We start from the raw sequence: 15,287 nt of genomic DNA, 5'->3' as shown, positions 1-15,287 counted from the left end.
AACGGTCAGTTGACCGCGAAGGCGTGCAGCGTGTTCACCGCGTCCCACAGCCAGGCCGCGTGCTGGTAGGTGAGTTGCCGGTCCGCGGGCGCGTCGGGCAGTTCGCCGGTGGTGAGCAGTTCGGGCGCCCAGGTGGCGGTGTAGGCGATGCGCAGGTGCAGCAGCACCGAACTCCAGCCACGCACCGAGGCCGGATCGGCGGGCAGCGAGATCAGCCCGGTGGACTCGTCCAGGGTGTCCAGGGTGCTGGTGACGCCCGCGCGCAGCTCGGCCAGGAAGTCCGGCTCCCACCACAGCTGGATCTCGGCCGGATCGTCGCGGTCCAGCAGCGCGGCGCGCAACAACGTGCCCAGCACCGGTTCGCTGGGCAACTCCGGCGGTAACGGCATGCCCAGCAACTCGCCGAGCGGATAGCCGGTGGAGTACTGGGCGGTGCGCCAGTCGATCAACTGGGCCAGCTCGCCGAGCCGGGCGCGCAACCAGCGGATCCGGTGCGGCTGACCGTGACCGGCGAAGCAGGCGCCGGCCCGTGCCCAGCGGATCACCGCCGCCACCCCCATCCTCGCCAGAGCGCGCAGCCTACCGGTTCGTGTCCCCCAGCAGGGCGTGGGAGCTACCCGACCGGCTGATCCGGGTGGATACTGAGCGCTGATCGAGGTAGTACCCGTGAGGGCACACGGGCGGAGGCCGGAGATGGCACTACGAGATCACGAGCAACGCGCACTGGCCGAGATCGAGCGACGGCTGGCCGAGGAGGATCCCCGGCTGGCGGAACGGTTCCTGGGACTGAGTTCGCCGTCCCTGCGCAACCGGCAGGCGGTGCTGGCCCTGCTGGGCGTGCTTGGCGCGTACGCGCTGGGCCTGACCGTGCTGGTGATCGGCGTGTCCGGGGCCTGGATCGAGTTGATCGTGCTGGGCGCGGTGATCAGCGTGAGCGTGCTGACCTGGTTCACCTGGAAACGGTTGCGCCACCGATAGTCCACTGTGGACAGTCGGGCGACGTTCAGGTGTGCTGGCTGGTCAGCTCCAGGTAGCTGAGCCCGTCGAGCAGCCGCCCCGGCTGGTCCGCCAGATCGGCCTCGAACAGCCAGCCCGCACCGTAGGGATCACCGCGCACCAGTTCGGGCTCGTCGAGCACCCGCTGGTTCACCGCGGTCACCATGCCGGTCACCGGGGTGAACAGGTCGCCGGTCCAGCAGCTGGTGGCGAGCAGCCCGCACGGGGCCAGGTGTTGCACCCGGTCGCCGGGCCGGGGCAGCCGCACCTCACGTAACCCGGTCAGCCGTTCGGCGAAACACGCGGTGATCCCGATCCGCGCGGTATCGCCACCGATACGAACCCAGTTGTGATCGGCGGTGAACTGGAGTCCCTCGAAGCTGACGATCATGTCGGCGAATTCTTCTCCGGTGAGTCGGCGACGCTGCCTGCCCTGGCTCCATCTTGCCCGAAAGTCCATCGCATCCTTCGCCAGCGTACCGACGTTGTTGAATTGTTAATGGGGTGCCGCTCCGCCATGGCGTGCCGAGCCGGAGGGGTCACTGCCATGGAGCGAGCGCGGGCCGCCGCGGCGACGCGGGACGGGGGCAACGCCAGGTCACTGGGCCTTCTTCGTGATGCGGGCACTGGGCGAGCTGGGCGATGACCGGCATCGTGGAGATCACCGCGGTCGCGAGCTACCTCAATCGCTGGTTGCCAGAAGTACCGCAATGGGTGACTGCGTTAGTCGCATTGGCCGTCCTGCTGGTAGTGAACCTGGTGTCGGTGAAACGGTTCGGCGAACTGGAGTTCTGGTTCGCGCTCAGCAAGGTCCTGGCTATCCGGATCTTCCTGGCGGTCGGCGCCCGTGTTCTCCCGCCTGGGCGTGCCGATCATCGGCGAGGTGATGAACGCGGTGGACTCGATCCCGGTGGTCGCGCTGGCCCTGCGGCTCGGCTGGCGGATGGTCCGTCGCCGCGACCGGTTGACCTGATGCCCCGCGACCCCTACCGTTTCCGCTACAAGTCGTAGCGTAATGGGGGTGTGCGGGCGTGATGGCTGGCCGACCACGGGATCTCGATCTTGAGCACCGGTTGCTGACGGCGGCGTGGGCGCTGCTGACCAGCAAGGGCTATGACGCCCTGACCATGACCAAGGTCGCCACCCAGGCGGAGGCGCACCGCAGCGACGTGTATCGCCGGTGGGCCAACAAGGCGGAGCTGGCCACCGACGCGCTCGCCGCGCACCTGCCGCCGGTGCGCGAGTTCAACGCAGGCTCCCTGCACGGCGACCTCCGGGCCTACGTCGACGACCTGGCCGCGGCCTGGTCCGCGCCGTGGATCGACGGGCTGGTCGGGCTGCTGGGCGAGCTGCGCGATGGCGCCGAGACCAGGTTCCTCACGATGGCCTCCGGCCGGATCCTGCCGCTGCGCAACGCGCTGGACCGGGCCGTGCAACGGGGTGAGATCGAAGTGGCGCCCAATGTGGACCTGGTCGCGGACGTGATCGAAGGCTCGCTGATGCACCGCAGGCTGATCGGGCGCGCGAGCTTCACCCCCGACTATCTGGACACGATCACCCGCACGGCACATTGCCTGCTCACCGCAACGACGGTGACGCCGTGAGCGAGCCGCACGAGCTGTCCGCGGTGGCCCAGCTGGACGCCCTGCGCGCAGGCGAGATCAGCTCCCGCGAACTCACCGAGCACTACCTGGCCCGCATCGACCGCCTGGACGCCGGGCTCGGCGCCTTCGTCACCGTCACCCCGGAACTCGCCCGCCGGGACGCCGCCCGCGCGGACGAACGCCTGGCCCGCGGCGAGTGGTCGCCGCTGTGCGGGCTGCCGCTCGGGCTGAAGGATCTGTACGCGACCGCGGGCATCCGCACCACGTTCGGGTCGGCCGCGCTGGCCGAGCACGTCCCGGCCGAGGACGCCTGGTCGGTAGGACTGCTCCGGCAGGCGGGCGCGGTGATCCTGGGCAAGACGAACACCCCGGAGTTCGGCGCGGCCTGCTACACGGAGAACGACGTCACCGCGCGACCGGCCGTCACGCCGTATGACCCTGGCCGCTACGCCAGTGGCTCCAGCGGTGGCGCGGCCGCCGCGGTCGCCGCCGGACTGCTGCCGGTGGCCCATGCCGGTGACGGCGCGGGTTCGACCCGCACTCCGGCGGCGACCTGCCACCTGGTCGGCGTGAAACCCAGCCGGGGCCTGGTGAGTCCGCCGGTGAGTTCCTTCCTCAGCACGGGCACGGAAGGTCCGATCGCCAGGACGGTGCGGGACGCGGCGCTGCTACTGGACGTGCTGGCGCAGCCATCGCCGGGCGACCTGTACGGCTGGCGACCCACGACCAGCTTCGCCAGCGCCGCCACCCGGCCGCCCGCTCGCCCGCTCACGATCGCGATGTGGACCGGGACCGGACTCGACGGCGTGGCAGCACATCCGGAGTCCGTGCGGGCGGTGCGGCGGATGGCCGCCTTGCTCGGCGAACTTGGCCACGAGGTGCGGGAGATCGCGATCCCGGCGGGCTGCGACGGGCCGGTGCGGCAGGCGCTCAAGGACATGTTCGTGTACGCGGTCGGCACCATGGCCCCGACGCTGGTCCCCGCGGACCGGCAACACCTGTTCCAGCCCTACACCCAGCACCTCATCGCCGCCGCCGAGACCATGACCGCGGCCGCCGTCGTGACCGCCCAGACCGTCCTCGCCCGGTATGCCAGCACATTCCTGGCCGCACTGAACCAGTTCGACCTCGCCCTGACCCCCACCACCAACGGTCCGCCGGTCCCGATCGGCCACTACTTCGCCAACGGCGTCGACGGTGAGGCGGACCTGATGCTCGGCTGGTCCTGTTACACGCCATGGGTGAACCTCACCGGCCAGCCCGCGCTCTCGCTACCGTCGCATGTGGACGGTGACGGCCTGCCGCACGGCGTGCAGCTGGTGGGCAGGCCGCGCCAGGACGTCGAACTCCTCGCACTGGCCGCCCAGGTCGAGGACGCGGCCCCGTGGGCGGACGTCCACCCGCCCTGCTGGCACCAGTGAAAGGCCGCCCCATGCCGCACAACCGCCCCCTGGACCCCGGACCGGGCCTCACCGAACACCGGGTCGTGCTGCCCGATGGCCGCGCGCTCCGCACCGTGGTGGCGGGCGAGGGCCCCGGCCCGCTGATCGTCTTCGAAGCCGGGATGAGCGCGCCCGCCGCGTCCTGGATCCACACCCAGCGCGAGATCAGCACCCGGCACCGGACCCTGTCCTACGACCGGGCAGGCTACGGCGGCAGCGACCTCGACCCGCACGACCGGACCCTCGAACGCATCGTCGACGACCTCACCAACTTGCTCGATGTCCTGGGCGAGAACGCTCCCGTCGTCCTGGTCGGGCACAGCTGGGGCGGACCCATCATCCGGCTGTTCGCCGACCGGCACCCGGAGCGGGTCGCCGGACTGGTCTTCGTCGACGCCACCCTCGCCGGGGTCATCCCACCGGAACACGCCGGCCGGATTCTCCGGTCCTTCCAGCTCATGTCGGTGCTGGCGCGCCTCGGCGGCGGCCGCCTGATCATGCGGCTTTCCTTGCCACACGGCACATCCGAGGAGATCAGCCAGTCCGACCTGGCGATCATCCGGCGCGACTACGCCTGCGGCCGGGCCATGCGAGCCGGAGTCCGCGAGGCCAGGCAGATCCCGCCCGCACTCCCGGTGCTGCAACGGCTCCAGGACACGGGCACGCCCGCGGTGCCCACGGTGTGCCTGCAGGGCGGGCGGATCGACCGCGGGATGGCCACGGTCCGGCCGGAGCTGAACCGGGTCGCGACCGAGCTGATGTCGTTGGCAGGCAACGGGAAGGTCGTGATCGTCGAGCAGGCGGGGCACCTCATCCCGCAGGAATGCCCCGCCGCCGTGCGGGAGGCCGTGCTGGGGGTGGCCGACGCCGTGAGAGAGGTCCGCTGAGTCCTTGGCCCACCGCACCGTTCGGAGTGAAGTGTCCGAAAGTCCCTTGCCGGTAGTCCCTTTTCCGAATATCGCGTTGTCGAACGCCGTGCGGTTGGCTGATTCGGAGTTTTTCCCGATCCACGTCTTCTCGTATACGGTCATTGATGTGGTTGACCGTTGGTCCTGCCGCACTTTTTCGGGGGAAGTTGTCTGGGCTTTCGCCAGTGGTGGGGAGACGTCAACGCATGGTCACCCGAGTGCGCCCGCTCGCTGGTCGAGAACAGTCGGCACACTGGCTGCCACCGTCGGCATGCTCCTGGTCGGCAGCGCCCTCGCGGCCGGCCCGGTCAACGCCTCGGCTGTAGCCGCGCCAGCGCCGACCACGGCAACCGCTACCTCTTCGACCAGCCAGGCAGTCAACTGCCGGGTAATAGTTGACTGAATGTGATCCCCCAGGCACACACCGCGAGGGTTGAATGGACTCGTGACCCGACGCGCGACCCTCGCCCAGATGGCCGTATGGGGTGTGCTGGTACTGGGCCTCACCGTGATGTGGGTCCGGTACGGCGCGTCCAACGCGACCACCCTGCTCACCCTGCTCTCCGGTGGTGCCGCCGTGGCACAGCTGCTGGTCGCCACCCGCTGGCGTCCCGGTAGCCAGCCCAGCACGCCCGAACAGCTCCAGGCCGCCGCCGACGCGCTCGGATTCGAGGTGCGGCGGCAGTGGGCGGCGGAGGCCCGGCGGCGGATGCTGGAGGACGGGGATCGGTTGCCGGTGCGGTGCCGCGGGTTGGGGGAGCCGGGGTCGGTTGACCTGGGGGAGTTGATTTCCGGGTTTGGCGACGCGCCGCGGCGGTTGGTGGTGATCGGGGAGCCTGGGGCCGGGAAGACCGGGTTCTGCCTGTTGTTGATCCTGGAGTTGTTGCGGCGGGGGGATCCTGGGCGGACGCCGGTGTTGTTGCAGGTTTCCGGGTGGCATCCGGCGGAGAACCTGGATGCCTGGTTGTTGCGGTCACTGGTGTCGGCCTATCCGTTCTTGGGGAATGAGTCGCGGTTTGGGGTGACGGCGGCACGGGATCTGTTGGGGCTGGGGCGGATTCTGCCGGTGCTGGATGGCCTGGACGAACTGCCCGCGGAGTTGCGGGAGGTGGCTTTGCGGGCCCTGGACAAGGATCTGGGACAGCAGGAGCCGTTGGTGCTGACCTGCCGGAGTGCGGAGTTCGCGGCGGCCAACGCGGGTGGGGCGGTGCGGGAATCCCAGGTGGTGGAGTTGTTGCCGTTGACGGAGGAGGCGATCGTGGGCTACCTGCTCGACTCGACGCCGCGGGGCCGCCTTGAACTGTGGGAGCCGGTGCTGGACCGGTTGGTGGACGCCTCGGCTGATCCGTTGGCGCGGGCGTTGCGGACGCCGTTGATGGTGTCGTTGGCGCGCACCGCCTATCGCGAGCCGGGGACGGATCCGGGCGACCTGCTGGCCCTGGCCAGCGCGGAGGGGGTGCAGGCTCGGTTGCTGGATGAGTTCACCAGTCAGGCCTTCGCGACCAGGCCGCCCTCGCCGCTGTCGAATGAGGTGGATCCGGTGGGGCGGTGGGATCCGGTCAAGGCCGAGCGGTGGCTTTCCTACCTCGCGCGCACGGGGGAGCGGGAGCTGGACTGGTGGCGGTTGTGGTTGCGGGTGCCGCGGCCGGTGTTCCTGGTCAGTGGCGCGCTGGTGGGTGGATTCGCGGCCACGCCGTTGGGGTTGCTGTTACTGGGGTTGTTCGGGCGGCCGGGGCTGGGGGCGTTGCTGGGACTGGCGATCGGCGCCGGGGGCGGCGCGTTGCTGGGGTTGTTGCGGGCGGAGGCGCCGCGGCGGTTCGTGCCGCGGTTGTTGCGGCGGCACGAGTTGGGGCGGGATCTGGTTTTTGGTTTGGTGGGCGCGATTGCCGGGGGGATCGCGGTGGGGGTGGTGTACGGCGGGGTGTACGGGCTGGTGATCGGGTTGGTTTTTGGGCTCGCTTTTGGGGTGGTGCGGCGGTTTACCGAGCCGACCGAACCGGCTGAGGCGGTCACGCCGGCGAGTGTGTTGCGCGGGGATCAGCTTTCGGCGGTGTACGCGGCGGGGCTGGGTGCGGTGCTGGGGTGTGTGACCGGGGGATTTCTGGCCGGAGTGGTGGGGGTGGCGGGGCTGGGGCTGGCGGTGCCGGTGAGTAGTCCGGTGCTGATCGGGTTGCTGGGGGCCGGGGTCGGCGCCTTGCTGGGGGCCGGTGGGCTGGGGCTGACCGTGCTGGCGACCAGTGCGGCCGGGCGGTTCCGGACCACGCGGGTGTGGTTCTGGCTGCGCGGGCGGACACCGTTGCGGCTTATGCGGTTCCTGGACGACGCGCACCGGCTGGGTGTGCTGCGGCTGGCCGGGGCGAGTTACCAGTTCCGGCACGAGCTGCTGCGGGATCGGCTGGCCGGGCGAGAGTGAGCACCGCGCTGGCGCCCAGTCGCCAGAACGTGGTCCGGGCCGAGGGCTGCAAGCCGTAGCGGGCCTCGGGGAAGCGGACCGTCGGCGTGCCGCCGGGGCGGGTTTCGATGCGCACATCCTTGGCGCGTAAGCGGATTCGCTCGATCCCGGCCGGGGAGTGGGTGAAGTCGAGTTGCACCCAGTGGGCCTGGTCGAGGTCGACTTCGGTGAGCTGGCGGAGCTGGCCGTCGACCAGACAGCGGAGGACCTCGAACTCGCCGTCGCGCAGCCAGGCCGAGCGTTCGGCCAGCCAGGCCGGTTCGAAGGCGAGTTGCCGCCGCTCCAGCCAGACCAGGTAACCGGTGCGCGCGGCCGCGTACACGGCCAGGGCCACCCCGGCCGCGGTGACCGGGCCGCGCAGTGGCGGCAGCACCGCCCACTGGCCCAGGGCCAGCACCGTCAGCGCGGCCAGCACCAGCCACAGCGTCTGGGTGTGTGCGGCGCCGAAGGCAGGCTCGCGCGGCGCGCACAGGCCGCGGGCGAGCACCCTGGACCGGGCCACCAGCGGCGTCACCAGGTCGGGACGCGGCAGATCGCGGTCGTGGGAGCTTGGCGCGGCCACCGCACCACCATCCTCCACCCGGCTGCCCCTGGACAAGTCATCGCCGCCGGTGAACTGCCTGTTGCACCAGGTTGTCGCCTGGCCGCAGCAGCAAACCCAGCGGGCCGCGCGCAGTGCCGCCGCCGCTGCCCAGGCGGGGCAGGTGGCGGCGCAGGAAGGAGGCCCACAGGTAGGCGTAGACCACCGCGTACAGCGGGCGCACCCGGCCGTAGCGCGCGTGCAACCGGGGCGCCAGCGCACGCAGTCCGGCGCAGACCTGGGCCAGGGTCAGGCCGTCCCTGGTGGCGGCGGTGACCACACCCGCACGGCGGTCGAGTTCGACGTCCTGGTAGTCGTCGAGCTGTTGCAGCACCCCGCCCAGCTCGTACACCAGCGCCAGCTCACGCTCCGGCATTCCCGGCCTGACCAGGGCGAACAGCACCACGGTGCCGAAACCGCCCTTGCCCGCGGTGATCCGGGCCAGCTCGGCGGCGGGAATGGCCGGATCGCCCTGGCGCAGCCGGGACTCGACCTGGCAGCCGTGCAGCTCGCGCAACGCGGTGAAGATCGGATCGTCCCGGTCCCGGCCGAGCCGCCGCTCGACCTCGCGGAACAGGCCGTGGAAGAGCCGTTCCAGCTCCCCGGCGGGCTGGAAGTCCCGGCCGTGGAACAGCTCCGCCAGGCGGCGATCCAGTGCGGGGCTGCCGAAGTCGTCGATCAGATCGTCATAGGCCCTGGTCACCGCCCCGCTCAGAGCGGCGAGATCACTGCGCAGCGGCAACCCCGCCATGGCCGCGTACCCGCCGAGCAGGAACCCGAGCTTCACACTGGCCGCCTTGAGCGCCCGGCCGATCCGCTCCCGCCGTGCACTGTCCACAGTGGACTCGACGATCGGCGCGATCACCCGGTCGTACTGACGGGCGTACTCGGCGGCGCGGGCGGGCACCCGGGGGATGCGCCCGGCGAACCTGGTCCACCGGAGCAGCGCGCCGAGATCGGCGATCAGACCTGCCCGCGCCACGCCAGCCGTCGCGTGAATCTCCGTGATCCTCTCGCCGAGGTTCCTCCTGCCCCTCTCGGAGGTTACCGGTGGGGTCAGTGGCAGTGGCCCTGCCGACCGAGGGTTTCCACCGGGGTCGCGCCGGGCCGGGTCCACTGCGGCACCGGGCGGCCGGTCGGGCCCCAGGTGGCGTTGCCGTCGGCGTCGGTACGCCAGGACCAGCAGGAGTGGCCTCCCTCGGGCCAGCCCTCGGGGTTGTCCTCCCATGCCTCACCGCGGCCGTAGGGGGTCAGGTCGAGCAGGCCGAGGGCGGAGTTGACCGTCTCGTTGCCGCGGGCGGTGCACGAATAGGTGCGGAAAACCCGGTCGCCGACGCGCAGGAAGCAGACCAGGTAACCCATCTCGCCGCCGACCGGCCCGGCCAGGCCGCGCACCGAGTACCAGGGCTGGGTGTAACCCATGAACTCGACGAAGGGGGCCACCTCGTCCCAGCGGCCCTCGGTCAGGATGGCGAAGGAGACGCCGCGGGCGTTGAGGTAGGAGGCGTCCTGGAGGTGCCAGGCCGTGGTGGTGCAGCCCTCGCACTGCCCCTGGTGCGGTGCGCCGTCGTGCCACATGTGCTGGTAGACCACGAGTTCCTGGCGGCCCTGGAACAACTCCAGGAACGGGACCGGGCCGTGGGGTCCGACGACCTCGACCGTGCCGTCGAGTTCCACCATCGGCAACCGGCGGCGGGCCGCGGCCAGGGCGTCGCCCGCGCGGGTGTGCGCCTTCTCCCGGACCAGCAACTCGTCCCTGGCGGCCTGCCAGGTGGCCTGATCGACGACCGGCGGGCGGCCGGGCGAGGTGGTGGTGGAGTGCTCTGGCGTGGTGGTCATGCTGTCCTCCGTGCGGTCTGGGACGAACGGTCACCAGGACAGACTCGGGCCGCGGCCGGAACTCATCGCGGCAGGCCGGTCACAGCCCCAATTCGTCCCGGATCGCCGCCGCCTCGTCCCGGCACCGCGCGGCCTGGGCCGGATCGCCGGTGTGCGCCAAGGACACCGCCAAGGTCTCCAGGCACCTGGCCAGGGGCTCGCCGCCGCGCCCGAGGTCCCGGTAGCCCTGGATCGCCTCCTGGCACAACCGGATCGCGGTGTCGTGTTCGCCGAGGCCCTGCCAGGCTAGCGCCGCGTCCAGCCAGGCCCAGGCCTGGCCGGAGCGGTCACCGGCCGCGCGGCGCAGGTCCAGTTCGCGTTCGGCGTGCCCGAGGGCCTCCTCGTACTCACCCAGGCGGGTGCAGATCGTGCTGAGGTTGCCCTCGGCCACGGCTTCCTGACGCAGGTTGCCGGTCGTTCTGGCCAGTGGCAGCGCGGCGGTGTAGTGCTCGCGGGCGGCCGCGAACCGATGTTGTTCCAGGCAGCCCAGGCCGAGTTCGCACAGCGCCGAGGCCCGCCAGCGCGCGCTGCCGAGTTGTTCGGCCAGCTCCAGCAGCCGATCGAGGTCGGCCTGGGCTGCCGGCCAGCGGGACAGCATCCGGCAGGTGGCCGCGCGCCACAGCCGCAGCAGCGCCTCGGCGGCGGAGTCCGGGTCGGCCCGGATGCCCAGGGACAGGGCTTCGACGTGTTCCGGCAGCACATCGCGGGGCAGGCGCAGGCGGAAACGGCTGGTGGAGGCGAGGTACGTGGTGAGGCGGTGCTCGCCGAGTTCCGCCGCGAGCTGGAGGGCGGCGAACAGGTTGGCGCGTTCGGTGGTGCACCAGGCCAGTGCCTGAGCCGGGTCGGTCAGTGGCATCTCGGCGGCGGGGAAGTCCTTGGGCAGGAAGGGAAAACCGGGGAAGAGCAACTGGTCGGCGGTGGCCGAGACCTGGGCGTACCACTCCAGCAGCGCCCGCACGGCCTGCTCGCGGTCGGTGACTGGGTCCTCGGCTTCGGCGACCTCGGCGGCGTAGGCGCGCAACAGGTCGTGCAGGTGATAACGCTTGGGGCCCAAGGGTTCGACCAGGTGGACCTCGGCGAGTTCGTCGAGCAGCCGGTGTGCGGTGGCCAGGTCGAGCGTGGCCAGTGTGGCGGCCGCGGGCACGCTGATCTCCGGGCCCGGGTGCAGGCCGAGGCGGCGGAACAGGTGGGCCTGCTCGGCGGTGAGCTGGCGGTAGGACCAGTCGAACACGGTGCGCACCCCGCTCTGTTGATCACGCCGGATCTCCTCGATCGCCGTGTCCAGGTCGCCCCGGCGGCGGACCCGGCCGGCCGCCACCCGCAGCGCCAGCGGCAACCGCGCGCACACCCGCACGAGATCCGCGATCCCTTGCGGCGCAACCGGACCGAGTAGGCGCCCGGCCAGTTCGGTGGCCTCCGCGGTGGAGGGCAGATCGAGGGTGACCGGCACCGCGGCCTCGCCGATGACCAGGTCGGACAGCCCGGCCCGGCTGGTCACCAGCACCAGGCAGCCGGGCGCACCGGGCAGCAGCGGCCGGACCTGGTCCGCGCCGGCCGCGTTGTCCAGCACGAGCAGCACCCGACGCCCGGCCAGCAACGATCGGTACAGCGCGGTCTGGGTGTCCAGCTCGGCCGGGATGCGTGCCTCCGGCAGCCCCAGTGCGCCCAGGAACCAGCCGAGCACTTGCCGGGGGTCCAGTGGCGAGCTGGGTCCGTGACCCCGGAGATTGGCGAACAGGGTGCCGTCCGGGAACTGTGGCTGCACGCGGTGTGCCCAGTGCACGGCCAGGGTGGTCTTGCCGACCCCCGCGGTGCCGTCCAGCACGGCGATCACGGTGGCCGCGGCCGGGCCGGACAGCAGCGCGTCGAGCGTGGCCAGGGGTCCGGTGCGGCCGGTGAAATCCCGCACCGAGGGTGGCAGCTGGCGGGGGACGGGCAGCTCGGCGGCGGGGCCGAGCACCACCTGGTTGATGGTGCCCGCCTGCACGACATGGCCGCCCACCCGGCCACTGACCTCGTTCGACCCCACCCTGGCAGTGTGTTCCCGGACCTGGTGGCCCGAGTCCGGGAACACCCGGTTGGCTCAGCGAATTCCTCCGTTTCCGCACGCCGGACAGTCCGGCCGGCGCCGCCGCGGACCGGGCAACGCCAGGTGCTCCAGCGTGACCAGGTTCAGCGCGTACCGCCGGTTCACCGGCAGCGCGGGCACCCCGGTGAGCAGGCTCAGCGCGGCATGCGCGACGAACTGCCCGGCCAGCCCCGCCGAGACCGCGTTGGCCGCGTGCACCGCGGCGCCGACCGGCAGCGGTGTCCACGGGTGGGTGGCATCGCGGCAGCGGCGGGCGGTCAGGGCACAGTCGTGGCAGGGCCCGCCGTCCGGTCGGTAGACGCCGAAGCTGACCTGGGGGCCGTGGTAGCCGCCGTGCGCCCAGGCGGTGCCGGTGGCCAGGCAGGCCCGGTTGGCCCAGGAGCGGATCTCGGCCGGTTCGTCAGCGGCCAGCACCAGCACCTCGGCCCGGCCTGCCAGTGCACGCAGGGCGGCCGGGCCGTCGACGCGGGTGCGCTCGCCGGTCACCGTGATGTCGGAGTTGTGCGCCCGCAACCGGGTCAGCGCGACGTCGAGCTTGGGATGCCCGATGTCCGCCTCGGTGTAGAGCGCCTGCCGGTTCAGGTTGGACAACTCCACCACGTCCGGTTCCACGCAGTGCAGGTGGCCGACCCCGGAACTGACCAGGGCCAGCGCCGCCGTGCAGCCCACCCCGCCCAGTCCGACCAGCACCACCCGGGACTGCCGCAACCGCAACTGCGCGTCCCAGGCCGAGAGCCGCGGGGTGAGGTCCATCCACCGGAACAACGCCCGCCCCCGCCCATAGCGCTCCCGCTCCTGCTCGGTGAGCCCGTTCGGCACCGACTCGTCGGCCTCCTCCAGGTGCCCGGCCGTGGCGAGCTGCCGGATCGCCAGCCGCACATCCGCCGCGGTCCGGTGTGGACACTGCCGCACCACCTCCGCGACCACCTCGTCCATCGTCCGTCCCCCGTCCATGGCCGTCAGCAACGTCCACACCGAACCGTCCGGATCGGGCAGTTCGGCCGCGATCCCGGCCACCGCGCCGCCAATGCGCACCAGGCCGTCGGCGCGGCGGACCGGCCGGTGCTCGCTTTTCACCCGCGGTCGCAGCACGGGTTCCCCTTTCCCGGTCAACCCTGCTCGTCCCAGTCGCAGAAGATCTTCTTGGTGATCCGGCGGATCTCCACCATGGCCGCACCCACCTCCTCGTGTGATCGAGGCAAGGTTCTCCCGCGGGTGCGGACACCACTCCGGACAAGATCCAGGACAGCCTGGCAAAACACCTGGTCAGGACGGCAAAATTCGATCCAGTTCGGCCACTTCCGCGGCCACCTGGCTGGCCACCGGCCAGCGGAGCATGGTGAAGATCCTCAGCGCCTTCCGCAGGTGGTCCCGGCCCTCTTCGAGCTTGTCCAGCCGCACCAGGGACCGGCCCAGCCCGAGTGAGGCATCGGCGGTCACCGAGGGCGTGCCGATCTCCTGGCTGATTTCCAGGGAGCGCTGGCACAGCGAGCGGGCCTGCTCGACCTGGCCCTCGGCGAGCCGGACCGCGCCGAGCCGGAACAGGGTCACCGCCGCGCCTAGTGGGTTGCGCATCCGGCGGTAGAGCGCCAAGGCCTGGGTGAGGTCCCTGGCGGCCTGGACCGGGTCGCCGGTCAGCGAGCGCAGCTGCCCGAAGGTGGCGAGCGCGTTGGCCTCGCCGAGCCGATCGCCGAGAGCGCGGGTCTGCGCCAGCGACCGGGAGATGTCTTGCGCCGCCTCGGCGTACTCGGCGGTCGCGATCCGGTAGAGCGCGAGGTGGATGAGGGCGTTGGCCTCGCCGTGCTCGTCGTGCAGGGCGCGGTAGCAGGTGAGTGCCTCGGCCAGGTCGAAGCGCGCACCGGTGAAGTCGCCGCACAGACCGCGGATCAACCCGGCGTCGCGCAGGGTGTTGGCCTGGCCGAGGATGTTGCCCAGCCGCCGGTAGAGGGTGAGCGCGTCGCGGAGGTTGCCGCCCGCGCAGCAGTAGTCGGCGGCCAGGAAACGCAGGAAACCCAGGTCGTTCATGGCGTGTGCCTGGCCCAGTTCGTTGCCGATCCGGCGGTAGTGCGCGGCTGCCTCGACGAGGTTGGTGTTGGCGGCCGGGATATCGCAGAGCAGGGTCTGCACCACGCCCAGTTCGTTGAGCGTGCCTGCCTGCCCGGCCAGGTCGTCCAGTTCCCGGTACAGCTCCAGGGCCTGGGCGAGGTGGCCCGTGGCGGCGAGGTTGTCCCCGTCCAGGCGGGCGACGTTGCCCAGGATGCTGAGCGCGTTGGCCTCGCCGCGCCGGTCGCCGACGTGCCGGGCCACGGCCAGCGCGGTCTGGTTGAGCACCGAGGACTGCTGCCAGTTGCCGCGGCGGCGCAGGTACGGGTGCAGGGCGGTGGCCAGCGCGGTGATCAGTCCGGCGTGTTCTGGTGGCACGGGGGTGAGCACGCAGGCGGCCAGGTTGCAACGCTCACTGTCCAGCCAGGACAACGCGTTGGCGCCGGTGATGGTGGGACTGTGCGCTGGTGGCCGCGCGGGTTCGGCGGCCTCGGTGACCGGGGCGGCGAGCAGGATCTGCGCGGTGGCGGCGATGGTGGTGTGCAGGTAGTAGCTCAGCAGCCGGCCCAGGGCCTCCCGCCGTTGTTGCCGCCGGTCCGGCGGGGAGAGCATCCGGGCGTACTCCTGCAACAGATCGTGCAGGCCGTAGCGGCCGGGCGCGGTCTCGGTGAGCAGGTGGTCGTCGTAGAGGTCCTCCAGGCCCTGACTGGCGGTGGCCAGGTCGGTCCCGGCCAGCGCGGCCGCGCCGTAGGCGTCGATCTCGGTGCCGGGGTGCTCGCCGAGTTGCTGGAACAGGCGTTGCCGGTCCGCGGACAGGCCCTGGTAGGACAGCTCGAAGGCGGCGGTGATGCACAGCTTCTCCGCGCGGATCTCGCTGAGCCGGTGCTGTTTGCAGGCCAGCAGGTCCACCAGGTGCCGCACGGTCCAGCGCGGGTGGTGCCGCAGCCGCCCGGCGGCCAGCCGGATCGCCAGGGGCAGGAAATCGCAGCGTGCCACCAGATCGGCGACGTCCGCCGCGGCCGCGCGGTGCTGCTCTCCGGCCAGGGTGAGGAACAGTTCGGCGGCGTCGGCTGGCGGCATCTTGGCCAGTTCCAGTGACCGCAGGTGTTCCAGCGCGCCCAGCCGGCGCCGGCTGGTGATCAGCACGAAACAGCCGGGGCCCTCCGGCAGGGCGGGTTCACGTGGTCGTTGCAACACCTCGATCTGAGGGGTTGCAACGACCATGTCGTTTTCGGAGGACCTTCACCAGCACCGTGACACGCTGCTGAGGATGATCGACGCTGGCGTGCCAGTGG

13 protein-coding genes and 1 pseudogene are annotated in these 15,287 nt (G+C 71.5%); 6 read left to right on the top strand and 8 right to left on the bottom strand.

The window, feature by feature from the left end; all coding sequences use genetic code 11:
• Window positions 1-5: 5 nt before the first annotated feature.
• Window positions 6-545 (bottom strand): DUF2017 family protein, encoded by a 540-nt coding sequence (locus tag ACTOWY_RS37680; protein WP_441314365.1) that lies wholly within the window; start codon window positions 543-545, stop codon window positions 6-8.
• A 148-nt stretch (window positions 546-693) separates the two neighbouring features.
• Between ACTOWY_RS37680 and ACTOWY_RS37675 the strand changes: the two genes are divergently transcribed.
• Window positions 694-978, top strand: coding sequence for a DUF3040 domain-containing protein (locus ACTOWY_RS37675; RefSeq protein WP_441314364.1), 285 nt, complete (start codon window positions 694-696; stop codon window positions 976-978).
• 25 nt (window positions 979-1,003) lie between these two features.
• Here ACTOWY_RS37675 and ACTOWY_RS37670 read toward each other — a convergent pair whose 3' ends face one another.
• Entirely contained in the window at window positions 1,004-1,387 is a 384-nt protein-coding gene (locus ACTOWY_RS37670) for a glycine cleavage system protein H (RefSeq protein WP_441314363.1), read from the bottom strand.
• 233 nt (window positions 1,388-1,620) lie between these two features.
• Here ACTOWY_RS37670 and ACTOWY_RS37665 point away from each other — a divergent pair.
• From ACTOWY_RS37665 to ACTOWY_RS37645, 5 genes and pseudogenes are all read left to right on the top strand, one after another.
• Window positions 1,621-1,839, top strand: a pseudogene (locus ACTOWY_RS37665) (amino acid permease); the annotation flags it as partial.
• Window positions 1,840-2,030: 191 nt separating this feature from the next.
• The gene (locus tag ACTOWY_RS37660) at window positions 2,031-2,600 is read left to right on the top strand and encodes a TetR/AcrR family transcriptional regulator (RefSeq protein WP_441314362.1); all 570 of its coding nucleotides are present in this window, start codon (window positions 2,031-2,033) and stop codon (window positions 2,598-2,600) included.
• On the top strand, window positions 2,597-4,021 hold the full coding sequence (locus ACTOWY_RS37655; RefSeq protein WP_441314361.1) for an amidase: 1,425 nt from the start codon (window positions 2,597-2,599) through the stop codon (window positions 4,019-4,021). Before ACTOWY_RS37660 ends, ACTOWY_RS37655 begins: the two co-directional genes overlap by 4 nt.
• Window positions 4,022-4,032: 11 nt before the next feature.
• Window positions 4,033-4,929 (top strand): alpha/beta fold hydrolase, encoded by an 897-nt coding sequence (locus ACTOWY_RS37650; protein WP_441314360.1) that lies wholly within the window; start codon window positions 4,033-4,035, stop codon window positions 4,927-4,929.
• A gap of 466 nt (window positions 4,930-5,395) precedes the next feature.
• Window positions 5,396-7,363 (top strand): hypothetical protein, encoded by a 1,968-nt coding sequence (locus tag ACTOWY_RS37645; RefSeq protein WP_441314359.1) that lies wholly within the window; start codon window positions 5,396-5,398, stop codon window positions 7,361-7,363.
• Here ACTOWY_RS37645 and ACTOWY_RS37640 read toward each other — a convergent pair.
• The 6 genes from ACTOWY_RS37640 to ACTOWY_RS37615 all read right to left on the bottom strand — a co-directional run bounded on the left by ACTOWY_RS37640 (window position 7,254) and on the right by ACTOWY_RS37615 (window position 15,186).
• The gene (locus ACTOWY_RS37640) at window positions 7,254-7,964 is read right to left on the bottom strand and encodes a hypothetical protein (protein WP_441314358.1); all 711 of its coding nucleotides are present in this window, start codon (window positions 7,962-7,964) and stop codon (window positions 7,254-7,256) included. The genes ACTOWY_RS37645 and ACTOWY_RS37640 overlap by 110 nt on opposite strands.
• A gap of 37 nt (window positions 7,965-8,001) precedes the next feature.
• Complete coding sequence (locus ACTOWY_RS37635) at window positions 8,002-8,964, bottom strand: hypothetical protein (protein WP_441314357.1); 963 nt, start codon at window positions 8,962-8,964, stop codon at window positions 8,002-8,004.
• Between the two features lie 74 nt (window positions 8,965-9,038).
• Entirely contained in the window at window positions 9,039-9,821 is a 783-nt protein-coding gene (locus tag ACTOWY_RS37630) for a DUF899 family protein (protein ID WP_441314356.1), read from the bottom strand.
• A gap of 79 nt (window positions 9,822-9,900) precedes the next feature.
• Entirely contained in the window at window positions 9,901-11,889 is a 1,989-nt protein-coding gene (locus tag ACTOWY_RS37625; protein ID WP_441314355.1) for an ATP-binding protein, read from the bottom strand.
• A 54-nt stretch (window positions 11,890-11,943) separates the two neighbouring features.
• Window positions 11,944-13,041 (bottom strand): HesA/MoeB/ThiF family protein, encoded by a 1,098-nt coding sequence (locus ACTOWY_RS37620; RefSeq protein WP_441314354.1) that lies wholly within the window; start codon window positions 13,039-13,041, stop codon window positions 11,944-11,946.
• A 174-nt stretch (window positions 13,042-13,215) separates the two neighbouring features.
• Complete coding sequence (locus tag ACTOWY_RS37615; protein ID WP_441314353.1) at window positions 13,216-15,186, bottom strand: tetratricopeptide repeat protein; 1,971 nt, start codon at window positions 15,184-15,186, stop codon at window positions 13,216-13,218.
• Between the last annotated feature and the right edge of the window lie 101 nt (window positions 15,187-15,287).

This window comes from Crossiella sp. CA198 (assembly GCF_052078295.1).
GTDB lineage: Bacteria > Actinomycetota > Actinomycetes > Mycobacteriales > Pseudonocardiaceae > Crossiella.
The sequence above is the reverse complement of the archived record's forward strand: the minus strand, read 5'-3'. Positions and strand labels throughout refer to the sequence as shown.

Coding starts and splice junctions, on each gene's coding strand:
- ACTOWY_RS37675 (WP_441314364.1), top strand. CDS start 694: ATGGCACTACGAGATCACGAGCAACGCGCACTGGCCGAGATCGAGCGA.
- ACTOWY_RS37670 (WP_441314363.1), bottom strand. CDS start 1,387: ATGATCGTCAGCTTCGAGGGACTCCAGTTCACCGCCGATCACAACTGG.
- ACTOWY_RS37660 (WP_441314362.1), top strand. CDS start 2,031: ATGGCTGGCCGACCACGGGATCTCGATCTTGAGCACCGGTTGCTGACG.
- ACTOWY_RS37650 (WP_441314360.1), top strand. CDS start 4,033: ATGCCGCACAACCGCCCCCTGGACCCCGGACCGGGCCTCACCGAACAC.
- ACTOWY_RS37630 (WP_441314356.1), bottom strand. CDS start 9,821: ATGACCACCACGCCAGAGCACTCCACCACCACCTCGCCCGGCCGCCCG.